This window comes from Bradyrhizobium erythrophlei, from assembly GCF_900142985.1.
In the GTDB taxonomy this organism is placed as follows: Bacteria; Pseudomonadota; Alphaproteobacteria; order Rhizobiales; family Xanthobacteraceae; genus Bradyrhizobium; species Bradyrhizobium erythrophlei_B.
Genome location: NZ_LT670849.1, coordinates 4009549 through 4027105, shown reverse-complemented (window position 1 = coordinate 4027105; position 17557 = coordinate 4009549). Strand labels below are relative to the sequence as shown.

The window sequence follows — 17557 nt, the reverse complement described above, 5'->3', positions numbered from 1 at the left end:
ACAACATCAGACACGATATTCCCATCAATAACCGCTTGCGGCTTATCAGGCCCGGCTCATGCAAGGACCGGGCCGCATGGACCGGATGCGACGTTACATGACTTTATAGGCCTCGGGGTCCGCGGAGTCCGACGGTTTGGCAAATTCGTGCCGCAGCTCCGCCCCCATCGGCACATTGAGATTCAATCCCTTTGGCGGGATCTTCTGCATGAACCACTTTTCGTACAGCTTCGGTCCCTCGGCGCTCTCGTAAAGCGCTGCGGTTGCCTCATCGACGATCTTCTTGAATGCCGGATCGTCCCTGCGCAACATGATGCCGCAGGGCTCCGGCTTGGAAAATGCCTCGGACGAAATCGCGTAGGCTTGCGGATCCTTCGAGCCAACCGCAAAAGCCGCCAGCAAAATATCGTCCATCACGAAGGCGACCGCGCGCTCGTTCTCGACCATCAGGAACGCTTCGGCGTGATCCTTGGCGTGAATGATATTGATGCCGAGGTTGCGCGCGGCATTGGCCTCGATCAGCTGCTTGATATTGCTGGTGCCGGAAGTCGCCACTACCGCCTTGCCGCGCAAGTCCTCGATCTTTTCGAGCTTGCTGGCCTTCTTCGAGATAAAACGTGTCGCCGTCAGGAAGTGGGTATAGCTGAAGGCAACCTGCCGCTGCCGCTCCGGATTGTTGGTGGTCGATCCGCATTCGAGGTCGATGGTGCCGTTGGCAAGCAGCGGAATGCGGGTCGAAGACGACACCGGAACCAGCTCGACGGCGAGGTTGTCGAGCTTCAACTCCTTCCTCACGGCTTCGACGATCGCGTAACAGATGTCCATGGCGTAACCGATGGGCTTCTGGTCGTCGTCGAGATAGGAAAAGGGAATCGAGGAATCGCGGAAGCCGAGCGTTATTCCGCCGGTATCCTTGATCTTCTTGAGCGTGCCCGAGAGCTCTTCGGCCCGCAGCGGCGCCCCTCCCGGAATCGCTTGCGCGGCGAACAATGCCGCCGCGAAAACGAATCCTGCGCTACGCATGCGCCGCATGGTCTGTCCCCCTTCAGACGCTTGATCAGGAAAAGCCTCGCGGCTTTTCCTTGGAGTCATATGCAAGCGGTGAACGCCTCACATCGCCTTGTAGGAATCCGGATCGGGCGAGTCCGACGGGTGAGCAAATTCGTTCCTGAGTTCCGGACCGAGCGGCACCTTGAGATTGAGGCCCTTCGGCGGAATCTTTTCCATGAACCACTTGGCGTAGATCTTTGCACCTTCACCGCTTTGATAGACCGCGGCGGTCGCCGCATCGACCACCTTCTTGAACGGCGCGTCGTCCTTGCGGACCATGATGCCGTAGGGCTCGGGCTTGGAGAAGGCGTCCGTCGAAATGACGTAAGCGTCCGGATCCTTCGAGCTCGCAACGAAGCTTGCGAGCAGAATGTCGTCCATCACGAACGCCACCGCGCGGTCGCTTTCGACCATCAGGAACGCTTCCGCGTGATCCTTTGCCGGGATGATGTTGATGCCGAGGCTGCGCGCAGCATTGGCTTCGTTGAGCTGCTTGATGTTGGTGGTGCCGGAGGTCGAAACCACCGACTTGCCCTTCAGATCATCGATCGACTTGATGTTGTTCGCCTTCTTCGAGACGAAGCGGCTCGCGGTGAGGAAGTGGGTGTTGGTGAACCAGACCTGCTTCTGTCGCTCGGCGTTGTTGGTGGTCGAACCGCATTCGAGATCGACGGTGCCGTTGGCCATCAGAGGAATGCGGGTCGCCGACGTGACCGGGTTGAGCTTGACCTCGAGCTTGTCGAGCTTGAGTTCCTTCTTCACGGCATCGACGATCTTGTTACAGATGTCCATGGCATAGCCGACGGGCTTTTGATTGTCGTCGAGATAGGAGAAGGGAATCGAGGAGTCGCGAAAGCCGAGCGTGATCGCGCCGGTGTCCTTGATGTTCTTCAACGTCCCCGTCAATTCCTGCGCCATCGCCGGGCTTGCCGAGAGCGCAACAGCGAATGCCGCGCCTGCAATAAGCGTTCGTTTCATGGAAAATACTCCCTGTTGTCCGACGTGAACCTGCTCAAAGACCGGAGCCTTTCCCCCATCTTATGGTCTGAACGGCAGGCGGTCGCAAGCCGACCTTTGACGGGAAAACGGCCGTGCGCCACTACGTCTCACGAGAAGCGGCCCGCGTGGCATGGATGGTTAACAGCGTGCCCAGGCTCAGGATCGCAACCGCCGTCAGGTAATAGCCCGGCGCCAGATCCCCGATCAGGGCAAAACCGCCAAGCCAGGTCATCGTGGCCGGCCCCATCCCGCCGAACAATGTGACGCCGATATTATAGCCGAGTCCAAGCCCGGTGGCCCGTGTCGCCGGCGGCAACAGCTCCGCCATCAGGGCCGCAAGCGGGCCGTAATAGAGCGCCTTGAGCGTCGACAGCACGAACACGACAAAGATGATGACAGCCGGCACCGGATCTTTCGTGACCAGGAGAAACATCGGAAAGACCGACAACAGCAGCAGGATATTGGCCGCGATCATGTGCCGGGTCCGACCGATCCGGTCGGAAACCATTCCGGCAAACGGCGTCAGCAGCGTGACCATGATGCCGCCGACGAAGGTCGCGGTGAAACCGGTGACCGGCGGCAGATTGAAGTTCTTCACCACATAGGTCGGCATGTAGATGATCAGGTAATTGACCGCGGTCGAGATCGCGAGTGCGCCGATGCCCATCAGCACGCGCGATTTCTGCTTCAGGAAAATCTCCTTGACCGGCGAGCTCTCCGCCGACGCCGGCGGCGCCGTGGCGTCTTCCAGATGATTGCGGATGTAGATGCCGATCGGGCCGATCAGCACGCCAAACAGAAATGGAATCCGCCAACCCCACGAGTCCAGGTCCGCCGGCGCCATCCAGCCGGTGAGGACGACGCCGAAGGTGGAAGCGAGCAAATTGCTGAGGCCCTGGCTGGCAAATTGCCAGCTCGCGATGAAGCCGCGCCGGTCCGGTCGATGCTCCACCAGAAATGCCGTCGAGCTGCCGAACTCGCCGCCGGCGGAAAATCCCTGCACCAGCCGCGCCGCAAGAACCGCGACCGGCGCCAGAATGCCGATCGTCGCATAGGTTGGCATCACCGCGACGGCCAACGTGCCGAATGTCATCAGGACGATGGAGATCAACAGCGACGATTTTCGGCCGTGCCGGTCGGCATAGGCGCCGAGCACGATGCCGCCGATGGGCCTTGCCAGATAAGCGAGCCCGAACGTTCCGAACGTCAGGAGCAGCGATGTGGTCTGGTCGTTGTTCGGAAAAAACGCTTTCGAGATATAGACGGCGAAATAGCCATAGATCGTAATGTCGTACCATTCGAGCGCGTTGCCGACCGAGGTCGCCACAATGAGCTTCGTGATGCTCTTCTCGCTTCCGGCTGCTGTTGCCTCGGACAAATCGGCCGGTACTGAGACGCTCATCGCATTTCCCTTTCGCTTCAGAGCGGCCGCTTCAGCTCACCCAGATCCCAGAACAGGCCGGCCATGATGCCGAGCGCTTCTTCGGTCACCGACAGCAGGATGTGCTCATCGGGCGCGTGCTGCGAACAGCCGGGATAGGAATGCGGCACCCACATCGTCGGCAGTTTCAGGATATCGGTGAAGACGTCATTCGGCAGCGAGCCGCCGAAGTTCGGCAGCACGGCCGGCGCCTTGCCGGTGGTCTTGCGGATCGATTCCGCCGTCCAGTTGATCCAGGGGCTGTCGAAATCCGTGCGCGAGGCGGCAAAGCGTTGGGTTGCGGAAACCTCGACCATCGAGAAACCGCGTGCCTGCAGATGCGCGCGGATCACCTCGGCGATGTTGTCGACCTTGGTGCCGACCACGAAGCGCAATTGCAGGATGGCGGAGGCGCGGCCCGGAATGGCGTTGGCAGGCTTTTCGATATTGCCCGACGACATCGCCAGCACCTCGAGCGTATTCCACGCATAAAGCCGCTCGGCTGCCGACAAGCCGTCCTCGCCCCAATTCTCCGACACTGCCGGCTCATCCGCCGTCGGCTTGACCTCGACGTCGGCGAGCGCGGCCCTGATCTGGTTTGATAGCCGCGGCGGCTTCAATGGCTCGAGCTGCAAGCGGCCGTGACTGTCGACCAGCGATGCGATGGCATTCGCCAGAATGGTCGCGGGGTTGGCGAGCACGCCACCCCAGTTGCCGGAGTGATGACCGCCTTCGCGCAAGTTGACGTCGAGATGAACGCGGATGCCACCGCGGCAGCCGAGGAACAGGGTCGGACGTTCCGCCGAGAGCCGCGGGCCGTCGGAGGCGAGCAGCAGGTCGGCCTTCAACTCGTCGCGCAGGCTTTCGCAGACCTGAGGCAAATCCGGCGAACCGATTTCTTCGCCGGTCTCGATGATGAATTTCACATTGAACCCGAGCTTGCCGCCGCGCGTTTCACGCACCGCCTGAAGTGCCGCCATGTTGATGCTGTGCTGGCCCTTATTGTCGGCAGTGCCGCGGCCATAGACACGGTTACCGATCTGGGTGGTGCGCCAGGGATCGAGATTGTCCCGCCACTCGCCGACCATGCCGTCGACCACGTCGCCATGGCCATAGACCAGCACGGTCGGCGCGGAGGCGCTCTCATGGTATTCGGCCAACAGATACGGGCCTTTCTGGCCTGGGGATTCGATCAGCCGCGTCGCAAAATCCATCTTGTCGAAAGCCGGCTGAAGGTCATCGATCAGATAGGCTCGCAGCGCGTCGCGCTGGTCCGGATTCTGGCTTTCGGTTTGATAGGCCACCCTCCGATCGAGTTGGGACAGGAATTCTCCCGATCGCAGCATGGCGTGGGCGCGGGTGACGGCATCGGCTCTGGTCATGGCATTTTATTCGTGGGTTGCAGCGTTGGATCGGGTCACGTTAGCGGGATAGCTCATGGGCGGGAAGGTCTTTGCTTATCGGATTGGGAATGCGACAATTCGAACGAACGGGCTGGCATATGAAATGCCCGATTGACAAGGGAGCGCTCCATGAAAGCCATTTTGCGACTGACCGCGATCAGCCTTCTGTTCGCAGGTTCCGCCTTCGCCCTGACCGGCGAACGGATGCCTGGAATGACGCTCGAACAGATGACGCCGGCGCAGCGGACCATCGCCGAAGCCATCATGAGCGGCCCGAGGGGCCGGATGAGCGGCCCTTTCAATGCCTGGCTGCGCAGCCCGATCTTGGCGGACCGCCTGCAAAAGGTCGGCGAATATGTCCGTTTCAACATCTCGCTCGACAAACGCATCAACGAAATGGCGATCCTGATGACCGCACAGGCCTGGGGCGCGCAATATGAATGGTATGCGCATGCGCCGCTCGCGCTGAAGGCGGGCCTCGATCCTGCAGTCCTGAAGGCGATCGGCGCCGGTGAGAGGCCTGCCAACATGAAAGACGACGAGGCGATCGTCTGGGAGTTCACCACGCAATTGCGCCGCGACCACAGTGTCAATGATGCCATTTATTCCAAGGCGCTCGAAAAATTCGGCGAGCAGGGCATCATCGACCTGATCGCCGTCAACGGCTATTACGACGTGGTCTCGATGACGCTCAACGTCGCGCATGTGAAAGCACCGGCGGAGACCGAGATGCCGTTCAAGCAGGCCGGCCAGTAACCTCTCAAGAGTCACTTCGCATGAAGAAGGAAATCCGGCTCAACGCGTTCGCGATGAATTGCGTCGCGCATCAATCGCCGGGACTGTGGACCCATCCGCGCGACCGTACCGCCGACTATAACCGCCTGCCCTACTGGCTCGATCTCGCCAGGACGCTGGAACGCGGACGGTTCGACGGCCTGTTTCTCGCCGACGTGCTCGGCGTCTACGACGTGTTCGGCAACAGTCACGACGCTGCCGTGCGCACGGCCGCGCAGACGCCGGTCAACGATCCCATGCTGGTCATCCCGGCGATGGCGGCGGTGACCCAAAATCTCGGCTTCGGCGTCACGTCCAATCTCTCCTACGAACCGCCGTATACGTTTGCCCGGCGCATGTCGACGCTCGATCATCTCACCGAGGGACGCGTGGGCTGGAACGTCGTCACCGGTTATCTCGACAGTGCGGCGAAAGGCGCCGGCAAGGACAAGCAGACCGGGCACGACGACCGCTACGACATCGCAGACGAATATATGGATGTCGTCTACAAGCTCTGGGAAGGAAGCTGGGAACATGACGCGGCGTTGCGCGACCGCGTGCGCGGCATTTTTGCCGACCCTGCGAAAGTTCATCGCGTCCAGCACGAGGGAAAGAATTTTCGCCTTGATGCCATTCATCTCTGCGAGCCCTCGCCGCAACGCACGCCCGTGCTCTATCAGGCCGGGACCTCGGCGCGCGGGCGTCAGTTTGCCGCGGAGCATGCCGAATGCGTCTTCATGTCGGGGCCTTCAGCGAAAGTCATCGCGCCGCGCGTGGCCGGCATCCGCGAACTCGCCGCGAAAGCCGGACGCAATCCGGCCGAGATCCTGATGTTCTCGATGTTCACCGTGATCCTCGGCCGCACCGAGGCCGAGGCGAAGGCAAAATATGAAGACTATCGCAGCCATGTCAGTCCCGAGGGCGCGCTGGTGCTGATGTCGGGCTGGACCGGGGTCGATTTTTCGGCCTACGACCTCGACCAGCAGGTGCGTCATGTCGAGAACGATGCCGGGCGCTCGGCGATGGACAACATCACCCGCGCCGATCCCGATCGCGTCTGGACCGTTCGCGAAGTTGCGCAACATGTCGGTATCGGCGGCATCGGACCCGTGGTCATCGGCACACCGGAAAAGGCGGCCGACGCGATCGAAGCCTGGTTCGATCAAACCGACGTGGACGGACTCAACATGCCGTTTGCGGTTTCGCCCGGCGATTTCGAAGACATCACGGAAATGCTGGTCCCGGAATTGACCCGGCGCGGGCGCTACAAGACCGAATATCGCCCCGGTACCTTGCGGGAAAAGCTGTTCGGCGCCGGCCGCGCACGGCTCGGTGCGCCGCATCCGGCGGTGAGGGTCAGGCCGAAGTGACGAGTTAGCTGCTCATTACCGTCATTGCGAGGAGCCCTAGCGACGAAGCAATCCAGACTTAAAAGGACTGGATCGCTTCGCTATCGCTCGCGATGACGAAAAGAGTGACCTTCGCCTCACACCGTCCCGTCGACCATCACCTCGATCAACTTCGCGCCGGGCCGTTTGAACGCCGAAGCCAGCGTCGACTTCAGCTCCTTGGGATCAGATATCCGGATTGCTTCACAGCCGAGCGACTTGGCGATTCCTGAAAAATCTACCGGCGGATCGGCGAAATCCATGCCGACGTAATGATCGTCGCCATGAAAGGCGAGCAACCGCTGCTTGATGATGCGATAGCCGCCGTTGTTGGCGATCACGATATTCAGCTGCAGCTTGTGATGCGCCGCCGTCCACAGCGCCTGGATCGAATACATCGCGCTGCCGTCGCCGGAGAAGCAGACGACCGGACGATCGGGGTTGGCGAGGCTGACGCCGACCGAGGCCGGCAATCCCCAGCCGATGCCGCCGGAGGCCAGCGCATGATAACCGAAGCGATCGCGGTGCGGCCGCAACGACAACATCTGCCGCGAGGAGGTCAGGCCTTCATCGACCACGATCGCATTCTCCGGCAACGCCTCGACCACCTGTAAGGTCAGATAATCCGGATCGATCGGCGTGCGGTCACCACGTTTGGAAAGCTGTTCGACCAGCGTAGCGCGGCGCGCGGTCCAGTTGTTCGTCGCGAGCGCGGCGACACCTTTTTTGGCCTTGGCTTCCAGCGTTGCGCCACCCTTGGCCTTCAGCGCCGGAATGAGCGCCCGCAACGTTTCCTTCACATCAGCCTTGAGCACAACCTCCGCGCCATAATTCTTGGCGAGATCCCAATCGACGAGACCAATCTGCACGATCGACAGACCCTCCGGCAGCGGATCGGTCTCACTGTGCACCGACATTCGTAGGGGATCAGCGCCAAGCGCGATCAGGAGATCGTAGGGCGCGAGCACGTCGCGCACCTGAGGTTGCGAGCGCGAGAGTGCGCCGATGAAACAGGGGCTTTCGGAGAGGAAATGCGCACCATACGGCACCGATTGCTGAAACGCCGGACAGCCGAGCGCCTCGGCCAATCGAGCCGCCTCCTGCAACGCGTCGCTCTTCACGATTTCGTCACCGGCAATGATGACCGGACGTTCGGCTTTGAGAATGCGCGACGCCAGCGCCTGCAACGCCTCGTCGGACGGCTTGACGCGCGCATCGACGCGGGTCGAACGGCCGAGGTCGATACCGGCTTCAGAGTTGAGAATATCTCCGGGTAGCGAAATGAACACAGGACCGGTCGGCGGGGTGGTCGCGATCTTGGCGGCGCGGCGCACGATCCGCGGCAAGTCTTCCAGACGTGTCACCTCGACCGCCCATTTCACCAGCGGCTCGGCCATTCGCACCAGCGGACCGTACAACAGCGGCTCCATCAACCCGTGGCCCTGCTCCTGCTGGCCGGCGGTCAGGATCATCGGCGTACCGGTGAATTGCGCGTTGTAGAGCGAGCCCATCGCATTGCCCAATCCGGGGGCAACATGGACGTTGCAGGCGACGAGGCGGCCCGACGCGCGGCTGTAACCGTCGGCGATCGCAACCACGAGGCTCTCCTGCATCGCCATTACATAGGTGAGATCGGGGTGATCCTTCAGCGCATGCATGATCGGCAATTCGGTGGTGCCGGGATTGCCGAACAAATGCGTGATGCCTTCGTCCTTGAGCAAGGCCAGGAACGCCGAACGCCCGGTAATGCGATTTTTCATATTTCCTCCGCGCTAGCGGCTGTTGCCGTCGCGGTTCGCATCATGATCAACTTTGCTTGTCCAAGGCAAGAAAGCGGCTTCATGGCTGCCTTGCACGCCTTAGAGCAGGTAGACTTGTTCAGGCCGCGTCATATTCGTATGAATATATTGAACTAACCCGCCCCGCCCCGCCGCATCCATCAAACAAATCAATCTCAGGGAGAAAAGAATGAGCATGCGCACGCACAAGCCGTTAAAAAAATCGATTGAGCGATTTCTGTACGGCGCACTCGCTGCCAGTACGCTGGGTATATCTCTGGCCGTGGCGCAGGCGCCGCTTGCACCCGTCGTATCCGACAAGCCGCAAGTCACCCCGCCGAAGAACGACGCAGCACTGAAGGCGCTGACACCGGTGCCGGCGAAGCTGCTGCTCAATCCGCCAGATAACGACTGGCTGATGTGGCGTCGCACCTACGACACCTGGGGCTATAGCCCGCTGAAGCAGATCAATACCGACAACGTGAAGAACCTGACGGTGGCCTGGAGTTGGGCGATGACATCGGGCGCCACCGAGACCACGCCGCTGGTCCATGACGGCGTGCTCTTCCTCTACAACTGGCTCGACAAGGTGCAGGCGCTCGACGCCACCAATGGCGACCTGCTGTGGGAATACAAGCGCGACATCCCCGCTGAAATCCCGCGCCAGAACGGCAACTTCGCCGCCAAGCGCAATATCGCGATGGTCGACGACAAGCTGATCGTCGCCACCTCCGACGTCCATATCATCGCGCTGGACATGAAGACCGGAAAAGTGGTCTGGGACCATCAGACCGAGGACTACAAGAAGGGCTGGCGTTATTCGGGCGGCCCGCTTGTCGCCAAGGACGTCATCGTGCAGGGCATGACCGGCTGCGGCAACGCGATGCCCGGCGGCTGCTTCATCACCGGCCACGACATCAACGACGGAAAAGAGCTCTGGCGCTTCCACACCATCGCGCAGCCCGGCGAGCCCGGCGGCGATAGCTGGAACGGCCTGCCGCTGGAAAAGCGCTTCGGCGCCTCGACCTGGAACTCGGGCAGCTATGATCCCGACACCGACACGGTGTTCCTGGGCGTCGGCCAACCCTATCCGCACATCGCCGAAATCGGCGGCTTGCTGCCGAAGAAGGAAGGCGCCAACAACGACGCCCTCTACACCGGCGCCACGCTGGCGCTGGACCCGCATACCGGCAAGCTGAAGTGGTTTTACCAGCATCTGCCGAACGACACCTGGGACCTCGACTACGCCTATGAGCGCGTGCTGATCGATCTTCCCGTCGACGGCAAGACCCGCAAGGCGCTGGTCACGGTGGGCAAGCTCGGCATCATCGAGGTGCTCGACCGCACCAACGGCCAGTGGCTGTGGTCGAAGCAGACCGTGTACCAAAACGTCATCAAGGCGATCGATCCCAAGACCGGCGCCAAGACCATCAACGAGGAAGCGGTCCCGCATATCGGCAAGACCACCACCAACTGTCCGGCTGACCCCGGCAGCCGCGGCTGGCCGGCCACCGCCTACAGCCCGCGTACGCACATGCTGTATCTACCGCTGAACGAGTACTGCTCGGACACGACGCCGATTCCGATCGAGGAGGGCAAGACCTACACCGGCGGCAGCCGCGCGATCTTCGCGCGCGGACAGATCCCCGGCAGCGACGGCAAGATCGGCCGCGTCGACGGCGTCGATCTGTTCGCGCAGAAGGCAGCTTGGTCCGACCGCACCCGCGCGGCGCAGACGGGGGCCGCGATCGCCACCGGCGGCGGCCTGGTGTTCGCCGGCGCGCTCGACCGCTACTTCCGGGCCTACGACGACAAGACCGGCAAGGTGCTGTGGCAGATGCGGACCTCGAACATCGTCAACTCCTACCCGATCACTTATTCGGTGAAGGGGAAACAGTATGTCGCCGTCGCCGTTGGCAATGGATCCAGCCATGCACGTTCACTGGCGACGCTGACGCCGGAGATCGCGATCCCCGAATCCGGCTCGGCGTTGTTCGTATTCGCCCTGCCTGACAACAAGTGATGCAAAGATAGATCATGCAACGACGCTTCTTCCGCTTCTCATTTCCCGCCTCCGTTGCTGCCGCAGCCCTGTTGGCTGCGGTAGTGCCGGCGCAGGCGCAAAGCGGCGGAAGCGCCGATGCAGGATCACGTGTCTACACAACCAACTGTGTCGCCTGCCATCAGGCCGGCGGCACAGGCATGGCCGGCGCCTTTCCGCCACTCGCCGGTCACGTTCCCGAATTGCTGAAGCGGGCGGACGGACGCACTTACGTGGGCAAGGTGCTGCTGTTCGGCCTCGAAGGCGAGATCAATGTCAACGGCAACAATTTTGCCGGCGCGATGCCGCCCTGGAACGCTTTAAGCGACGACGATATCGCCGCCGTGCTCAACTATGTCAGCAACGCCTGGGACAACGGCAAATCGCTGCCAGCGGACTTCAAACCTTTCACATCCGACGAGATCAAGGTGTTGCGCGCGCCCGAGCTTTCCTCGGCGCAGGTCTATGCCCTGCGCTCCGGTGCAACCGGCGGGGCCCCCGCGACGGCAACCGCAGGCGGCGCCGGCGGGACAGCACCGGTCAGCTTCACCGCGGACCAGGTGACGACCGGCTCCGATATCTATTCAGAACGTTGCGTTCAGTGCCACGGCGACAAACTCGATAACGGCGAGTTCGGCGGCGCGGCGCTGAACGGCTCGTATTTCAAGAAACACTGGGGCGGTGGATCGGTCGCGGCGCTCACCACTTACATGAAGGCGAAGATGCCGCCGGACCGTCCGGGCAGCCTCACCGACCAAAACTACGCCGATCTCGCCGCTTTCCTGCTCGACTCCAACGACTATCCCAAGGGCGACAAGGAACTGCCGTCAGATACGGCCTCGCAACAGAAACTGACTTTGAAGCGCAACTGATCAGAACATCCCCTCGCGATCCTGTCGTGCCTTTTTCTTCCCGCGATGCCAGACCACGCCCGGAAAACCCTTCAGTGGTACCAGGGGTTCGCCGGCATAGGTCCATTCCTGCAACTCTTCGATCGCGATGTGATAGAGCGGCTGACGTCCGGTGCGATCTGAGAACAACGCGCGGGGAATGTTGACCATGTGCGGCGAACGCGGACGCTCGTAAATCAGCGGCGTGCCGCAACGCTTGCAGAACGAGCGCCTGGCCTTGGTCGCCGCATCGTCGAAGCGAGCGATCTCGTCCTCGCCCGCGGTGATGCGAAAACGCTTGCGCCAGCTTCCGACATAGGTCGCATAGGCCGCGCCATGGGCTCTGCGGCTGGCGGCAGAGTGATCGTGCCAGGCCCAGCGCGCCGGCACGTCGATCTCGAAAGCGACATTGCCACAGAGGCACCGGCCTCTCGCAATCCCTGCGGCTTTAGTTGGCTTTGCCATTAAGCAATCGCACCCTGCTCGTGCACTGGATAATCCGTGTAACCGGCTTCGTCGCCGCCATAGAACGTCGCGCGATTATACGGCGTGAGCGGGAAACCGTGTTGCAGGCGACGCGGCAAATCCGGATTGGAAATGAAGATGCGGCCGAATGCGATCGCATCCGCATGTCCTTGCGCGATCGCGGCTTCAGCCGTCTCGCCGGTGAAGCCGCCGGCCGCGATCAAGACCCCGCGCCAGAGCGGCCGGAACAGCACCATCGCCGACGGCACGTTCTGCCAGTTCACCTCGGCGCGGCCTGCCCCGCTTGATCGAGGCTCGATGAAATGCAGGTAAGCCAACCCCAACGGATCGAGCGCCTTGACCACATGCGCATAGAGCGGCATCGGGTCCGCCTCGCCGCTGCCGTTCGCAATCCCGTAAGGCGACAGCCGCACGCCGACGCGGTCGGCGCCCCACACTTCGATGGCAGCCTGCATGATCTCGAGCAACAGGCGCGCTCGGTTCTCGATTCCGCCACCATATTGATCGGTGCGCAAATTGGTATGCGATTGCAGGAACTGCTCGAGCAGATAGCCATTGGCGCCATGGACTTCGACGCCGTCGAAGCCGGCCTCTTTGGCGTTAACAGCCGCCTGACGGAATGCCTCGATCACGTCCTTGATTTCGCCGGTCTCAAGCGCCCGCGGCGTCTCGTACGGCACCATCTTGCCGTCTGATGTCATCGCCAGCATGCCCTCGTTGGTGATCGGCACCGCCGAAGGCGCCACCGGCAGCGCGCCGCCGGGCTGATGTGACGAATGCGAGACGCGGCCGACATGCCAGAGCTGGAGAAAGATCAAGCCGCCTTTGGCGTGTACGGCGTCGACCACGCCGCGCCATCCCTCGATCTGCGCCCGCGAATAGATGCCGGGAACACCGGGATTGCCGCGGCCCGCCATTGTGACAGGCGTGGCTTCCGCGATCAGAAGACCGCCCGGCGTGGCGCGCTGCGCATAATATTCGGCATTCAGCGGGCGCGGTACGAAACTCGACCGTTCCGCCCGCATTCTTGTCAACGGCGCCATCACGACGCGGTGTGCGAGCCGGTACGGGCCGACCTGAAGCGGCGAAAACAGATGCGGAAAGTTCATGGACTGCCCCCGAAAAATACCTCTGGAATTATCTTGGCCGCAATTTGCGATCAAAAGTTTGTAACCGCAACAGGCCGGCCGGTGCGACGGCCCTACAAAAATATCTCCCATGCGCCACCGGACCGAACTACAAAGAACCTCATCGAAAGCTGAGAAAAGCTCATGCCCCATCCGGTCATCTCGCCCGATAACGTCGCCGTCGTCACCGGAGGTGCGAGCGGCATAGGCCTGGCTGCCGCAAAGAAGTTTGCGCGGCTGGGCATGAAAGTGTGCATCGCCGACCTCGGCGCGGATCGCCTTGTTTCGACAGAAAGAGAACTAGCCGCGATCGCGCCCGGCGGAGCCACCAACGTGATGGCGATGGCAACAGACGTCAGCCGCGTCGAAGAGGTCTCAACGCTCGAAGCCGCCGTGCGCGAGCGCTTCGGCGGAACGGACCTGTTGATGAACAATGCCGGCATTCAGCCCGGAAGTGCGATGTTCGAGCCGGAAGCAAACTGGCAACGGATTCTCGGCGTCAATCTCTGGGGCGTAATCCACGGCTCGCAGGCTTTCGCGCCTCGCATGATCGAGCGCGGCAAACGTGGGCTCATCATCAACACCGGCTCCAAGCAAGGCATCACGACGCCGCCCGGCGATCCCGCCTATAATGTATCGAAGGCCGGCGTGAAGGCTTTCACCGAAGCCCTCGAACACGAACTGCGCAACACCAAAGGCAACCACATCAGCGCGCATCTCTTGATTCCCGGTTTCGTGTTCACGGGGCTGACCGCGAAAGGCCGCACCGAAAAGCCGGCCGCTGCCTGGACGGCCGAGCAAACCGTCGACTTCATGATCGAGCGGCTCGAATCAAACGATTTCTACATCCTGTGTCCGGACAACGACGTGAAGCGACCGCTCGACGAGCGGCGAATCCTGTGGGCGGCGGGGGACATCGTCGAAAATCGTCCGGCGCTGTCGCGCTGGCATCCGGACTACGCGGACGCCTTTGCGAGCTTCGTGAAGGAAGGCTGACGGGGCGCCAAGTTTGACGCGTTTTCTTCACGCGAACCGGAACCCACCCACGGATCAAGTCCGAGGGCATGCTTCGCTTGAAAATGCTTTTTAAAGTGTCTCCTGCTTGTGCCCGCACTGCTTGCACGTGAATTTCGCCCGCGTCACCCCGCGCTCGGCGGAAACGCGGTTCGGCGCGCCGCACTTTCCGCAAACCGCCTCGATACGGGTGTTGCCCTCCTTAACGACCAGCGGCTTGCGCGCCATGGCCTCGCGGATCAGCCGCTCGGCTTCTTCGCGCATTGTCTGCTTCGACATCGTCCACACCTGTCATCATCCAAGATGCCGGCTTATAGCACGACATCCGCGATGCAGGTGCAAAAGAGTCTAGTGGAGTGGATTTGACATTCGCAACCCAGTTCGCCGCGAGTTCGCGATGCGAATATCAAATCCAAAACTCCACTATAAACATATAATTGCTTAGTGGTCCCCAGATTCTAACATTCGCAAAGGTACCTGCTGAGACGGAATGCGAATGTTAGAATCGGACCACTAAGTCTCCACGATTACGTAATTGTCTTCGACGAGAACCTGAAAAGTCTCGGCAACGTACGGTCCCTTGGCGAGTGTTTCACCATCCTCGATCACGACAGGATAGGTCCTGACCTTGACGCGCTTGGGATCGAACCAGGACTGGCCATTGCGCATATCGAACTCCCAGCCGTGCCAGGCGCAGCGGAGCAATTCGCCGACGCGCGAGCGCTGATACACGCCCGGCTCCGGCGAAGTCAGCCGCGCCACACAAGCCGCCTGGTCGAGCGGTGCGCCGGCATGCGGACAGCGATTAAGGAGCGCGAAGAACTCGCCATTGGCGTGGAACACCACCACGTCGCGGCCCTCGAGCGTAACCACCTTGTTACCGCCGGGCGGGATGTCAGTGGTTCGAGCGACGATATGACGGGGCATGGTGACTAATCAGGTTTCGCAATCAGAGCTTGTAGACCGCACGCGCGTTGGTCTGGAACAGCTTGACGCGTTCGGTCTCCGACAGCGGCGCCTTGAACGCGTAGCGCGGATCGTCGAAATCCCAGTGTGGATAATCCGATGAAAACAACAGGCGATCGATGCCGACCCATTCGATCAGGGAGCGGAGATGCCTGGCTTCATCCGGCTCATCGACCGGTTGTGTCGTGAACCAGAAATGCTCGCGCACATATTCGGACGGCTTGCGCTTGAGATGCGGCACCTCGCTGCGGAAGCGCTCGAAATGCTGATCCATCCGCCACATGGTCGACGAGATCCAGCCGAACCCGCCCTCGATGAACACGATCTTCAGGCGCGGGAAGCGCTCAAACACGCCTTCGAGCACGAGGCTCGTCAGCGCCGCCGCCATGGTGTGCGCGTTCGACTGGTGCTCCTCCGCATAGTAGGAGGGCCAGCCTCCCGCGGTCGGCGGATGACCGCCGTAGCCACCGGTGTGAATGCCAATCGGCAAGCCCAGTTCTTCCGCACGCGCATAGATCGGCCAATAGCGGCGGCGGCCGATCGGCTCGTTGGCGCGGGGTGAGATATTGATCTGCACGTATTGGCCGACCTTGGCGCAACGCTCGATCTCGCTGACCGCCAGATCGGTGCCGTCTTGCCCGACCAGAATGGAAGGTTTCAACCGCGGGTCACGACTGGTCCAGTGTGAGAGCTGCCATTCGTTGACAGCGCGCTGGATCGCGGCGCCGCATTCGAGGTCCTGTTGCGAGAAGATGAACATGTCGAGCACCTGCAACACGCCGAACTCGACGTCGAGCGGATCGAGATATTGCTTGCGCATGAAATCGAGGTCCGAGCCGGGCGGGCCGCCGGTCGGCGGCCAGGCGTCGCGGCGCGAAATCAGCGGCGAGGAACGCGGATACGGCGTGGTCCCCATGTAGGGCGTGCGCAGGTGATCGCCGTAGGTCCTTAAATGCTCCTGCCAGCGCTTCGGCAAAAACGGATTAAGGTCGCTTTTCGCATGCAGGCTCGGATGAACGTCGCAATCGATGATCCGGAAACGCGCCTTGGCGGACTTTTCCTGATCGAGCAGCGGGCGGTCGATGACTTCACTCATGCGATCCTCCTCGGAAGGAATTCAAGCGGCAAGCGACAGCCGCGGAAAGGTTTCAAGCGGATTGTCGGCGCACATGCGCGAAACAATGGACGGCGGCAGGTTCGGCGGCACCGCGTCGTCGCCGTCGAACTGCCAGTGCGGATAATCTGACGCAAACAGGAACATCTTGTCCGAACCGATCATCTCGATGATGTCGGCGACGCTGCCCGCATCCGGCGGTGCATCGAAGGGCTGCATGGTCACGCGAACATGGTCGCGGATGATGGCGGCCGGCTCACGCTCAACCCACGGCACCTCGACGCGGACGCCGCGCCAGGTCTTGTTGGCGCGCCACATGAAGGCCGGCAGCCAGGTCACGCCGGATTCCATCAGCACCACCTTGAGCTTCGGAAATTTCAAGAAAACGCCTTCATAGATCAGGCTCAGCACCTGGGACTGGAACGCCTGCGCCTCGGCGAGATAATATTCATAGCGATAGGACGGCCAGCCGACCGAACTCGGCGCCTGCCGGTAGGCGCTGCCGGCGTGAATGGCGATCGGCAATCCGTGTTTCTCGGCTGCCTGCCAGACCGGCCAGTAGTGCCGACGCCCGAGCAGGCTCTCGCCTTGCGCCAGCACCAGAACGGAAACGAAGCGGTTGTCGCCGGCGCGGCGTTCGATCTCCTCGATCGCCAAATCAGGCGCCTGCAACGGCAGTACGATCGAGGCACGCAAGCGCGAATCGCGATCCAGCCATTCCGCCACGATCCAGTCGTTGATCGCCTTGCAGAACGCCGCCGCCATGTAGGGATCGTAGACGGCCTGCGCGCCGTAGAGCACGTTGCAGATCGCGTGACTTGCGCCGAGCTGATCGAACGCGCCGCGCTGGACCATCGAAAGATCGCTGCCAGGCTTGCCGTTTTTGGGCCGCCAGTCGCTGCGGCCCGAGAGCGGCATGTGCGGCGGATAGCTGTTGAGGTCGAGGCCGTCGATCGCCCGGCTTACGACCTGCTCCTTCCAGTGGTCATCGAGATAGGGCAACAGCGTGGTGCGCGTCCCGCCAATGGCCGGATGGATGTCGCAGTCGATCCGCGTCGCCGCCATGTTCCGTCCCTTGATCTCGTTATTCCGGGCCGCTTTGTGGAC

16 protein-coding genes are annotated in these 17557 nt (G+C 61.7%); 5 read left to right on the top strand and 11 right to left on the bottom strand.

Annotated elements, in window-relative coordinates:
- Positions 1-93: 93 nt before the first annotated feature.
- The 4 genes from BUA38_RS18800 to BUA38_RS18785 all read right to left on the bottom strand — a co-directional run bounded on the left by BUA38_RS18800 (position 94) and on the right by BUA38_RS18785 (position 4851).
- Positions 94-1032 (bottom strand): amino acid ABC transporter substrate-binding protein, encoded by a 939-nt coding sequence (locus BUA38_RS18800; RefSeq protein ID WP_072820065.1) that lies wholly within the window; start codon positions 1030-1032, stop codon positions 94-96.
- Between the two features lie 78 nt (positions 1033-1110).
- The gene (locus BUA38_RS18795; protein WP_072820063.1) at positions 1111-2028 is read right to left on the bottom strand and encodes an amino acid ABC transporter substrate-binding protein; all 918 of its coding nucleotides are present in this window, start codon (positions 2026-2028) and stop codon (positions 1111-1113) included.
- Between the two features lie 121 nt (positions 2029-2149).
- Complete coding sequence (locus BUA38_RS18790; RefSeq protein WP_072820061.1) at positions 2150-3451, bottom strand: MFS transporter; 1302 nt, start codon at positions 3449-3451, stop codon at positions 2150-2152.
- Between the two features lie 17 nt (positions 3452-3468).
- Entirely contained in the window at positions 3469-4851 is a 1383-nt protein-coding gene (locus BUA38_RS18785; protein WP_072820059.1) for a M20 family metallopeptidase, read from the bottom strand.
- A 150-nt stretch (positions 4852-5001) separates the two neighbouring features.
- Here BUA38_RS18785 and BUA38_RS18780 point away from each other — a divergent pair, with 150 nt between their 5' ends.
- Together BUA38_RS18780 and BUA38_RS18775 are read left to right on the top strand one after the other, a co-directional pair.
- Positions 5002-5628, top strand: coding sequence for a carboxymuconolactone decarboxylase family protein (locus BUA38_RS18780; protein WP_083587644.1), 627 nt, complete (start codon positions 5002-5004; stop codon positions 5626-5628).
- A gap of 20 nt (positions 5629-5648) precedes the next feature.
- On the top strand, positions 5649-7016 hold the full coding sequence (locus tag BUA38_RS18775; RefSeq protein WP_072820057.1) for an LLM class flavin-dependent oxidoreductase: 1368 nt from the start codon (positions 5649-5651) through the stop codon (positions 7014-7016).
- A 116-nt stretch (positions 7017-7132) separates the two neighbouring features.
- On the opposite strand, the gene BUA38_RS18770 is transcribed toward BUA38_RS18775, so the two are convergent.
- Positions 7133-8794, bottom strand: coding sequence for a thiamine pyrophosphate-binding protein (locus tag BUA38_RS18770; protein ID WP_072820055.1), 1662 nt, complete (start codon positions 8792-8794; stop codon positions 7133-7135).
- A 208-nt stretch (positions 8795-9002) separates the two neighbouring features.
- Here BUA38_RS18770 and BUA38_RS18765 point away from each other — a divergent pair, with 208 nt between their 5' ends.
- Together BUA38_RS18765 and BUA38_RS18760 are read left to right on the top strand one after the other, a co-directional pair.
- Positions 9003-10835: a pyrroloquinoline quinone-dependent dehydrogenase gene (locus BUA38_RS18765; protein WP_072820053.1), complete on the top strand. Its 1833-nt coding sequence runs from the start codon at positions 9003-9005 to the stop codon at positions 10833-10835.
- A 14-nt stretch (positions 10836-10849) separates the two neighbouring features.
- Complete coding sequence (locus BUA38_RS18760; RefSeq protein ID WP_072820051.1) at positions 10850-11725, top strand: c-type cytochrome; 876 nt, start codon at positions 10850-10852, stop codon at positions 11723-11725.
- Here BUA38_RS18760 and BUA38_RS18755 read toward each other — a convergent pair whose 3' ends face one another.
- Positions 11726-12208, bottom strand: a complete 483-nt coding sequence (locus BUA38_RS18755; protein WP_072820049.1) for a GFA family protein — start codon at positions 12206-12208, stop codon at positions 11726-11728. It lies immediately after the preceding gene.
- Entirely contained in the window at positions 12208-13338 is a 1131-nt protein-coding gene (locus BUA38_RS18750; protein WP_072820047.1) for an alkene reductase, read from the bottom strand. The genes BUA38_RS18755 and BUA38_RS18750 overlap by 1 nt, the downstream gene beginning before the upstream one ends.
- Positions 13339-13500: 162 nt before the next feature.
- On the opposite strand from BUA38_RS18750, the gene BUA38_RS18745 reads away from it, so the two are divergent.
- A complete protein-coding gene (locus BUA38_RS18745; RefSeq protein ID WP_072820045.1) occupies positions 13501-14352 on the top strand; it encodes an SDR family NAD(P)-dependent oxidoreductase in 852 nt (283 codons plus the stop codon).
- A 90-nt stretch (positions 14353-14442) separates the two neighbouring features.
- On the opposite strand, the gene BUA38_RS18740 is transcribed toward BUA38_RS18745, so the two are convergent.
- From BUA38_RS18740 to BUA38_RS18725, 4 genes are all read right to left on the bottom strand, one after another.
- Positions 14443-14649: a hypothetical protein gene (locus tag BUA38_RS18740; RefSeq protein ID WP_072820043.1), complete on the bottom strand. Its 207-nt coding sequence runs from the start codon at positions 14647-14649 to the stop codon at positions 14443-14445.
- Positions 14650-14883: 234 nt separating this feature from the next.
- Positions 14884-15297 (bottom strand): Rieske (2Fe-2S) protein, encoded by a 414-nt coding sequence (locus tag BUA38_RS18735; RefSeq protein ID WP_072820041.1) that lies wholly within the window; start codon positions 15295-15297, stop codon positions 14884-14886.
- A gap of 22 nt (positions 15298-15319) precedes the next feature.
- Entirely contained in the window at positions 15320-16432 is a 1113-nt protein-coding gene (locus tag BUA38_RS18730) for an amidohydrolase family protein (protein WP_083587643.1), read from the bottom strand.
- A gap of 21 nt (positions 16433-16453) precedes the next feature.
- On the bottom strand, positions 16454-17515 hold the full coding sequence (locus tag BUA38_RS18725) for an amidohydrolase family protein (RefSeq protein ID WP_072826230.1): 1062 nt from the start codon (positions 17513-17515) through the stop codon (positions 16454-16456).
- Positions 17516-17557: the final 42 nt, after the last annotated feature.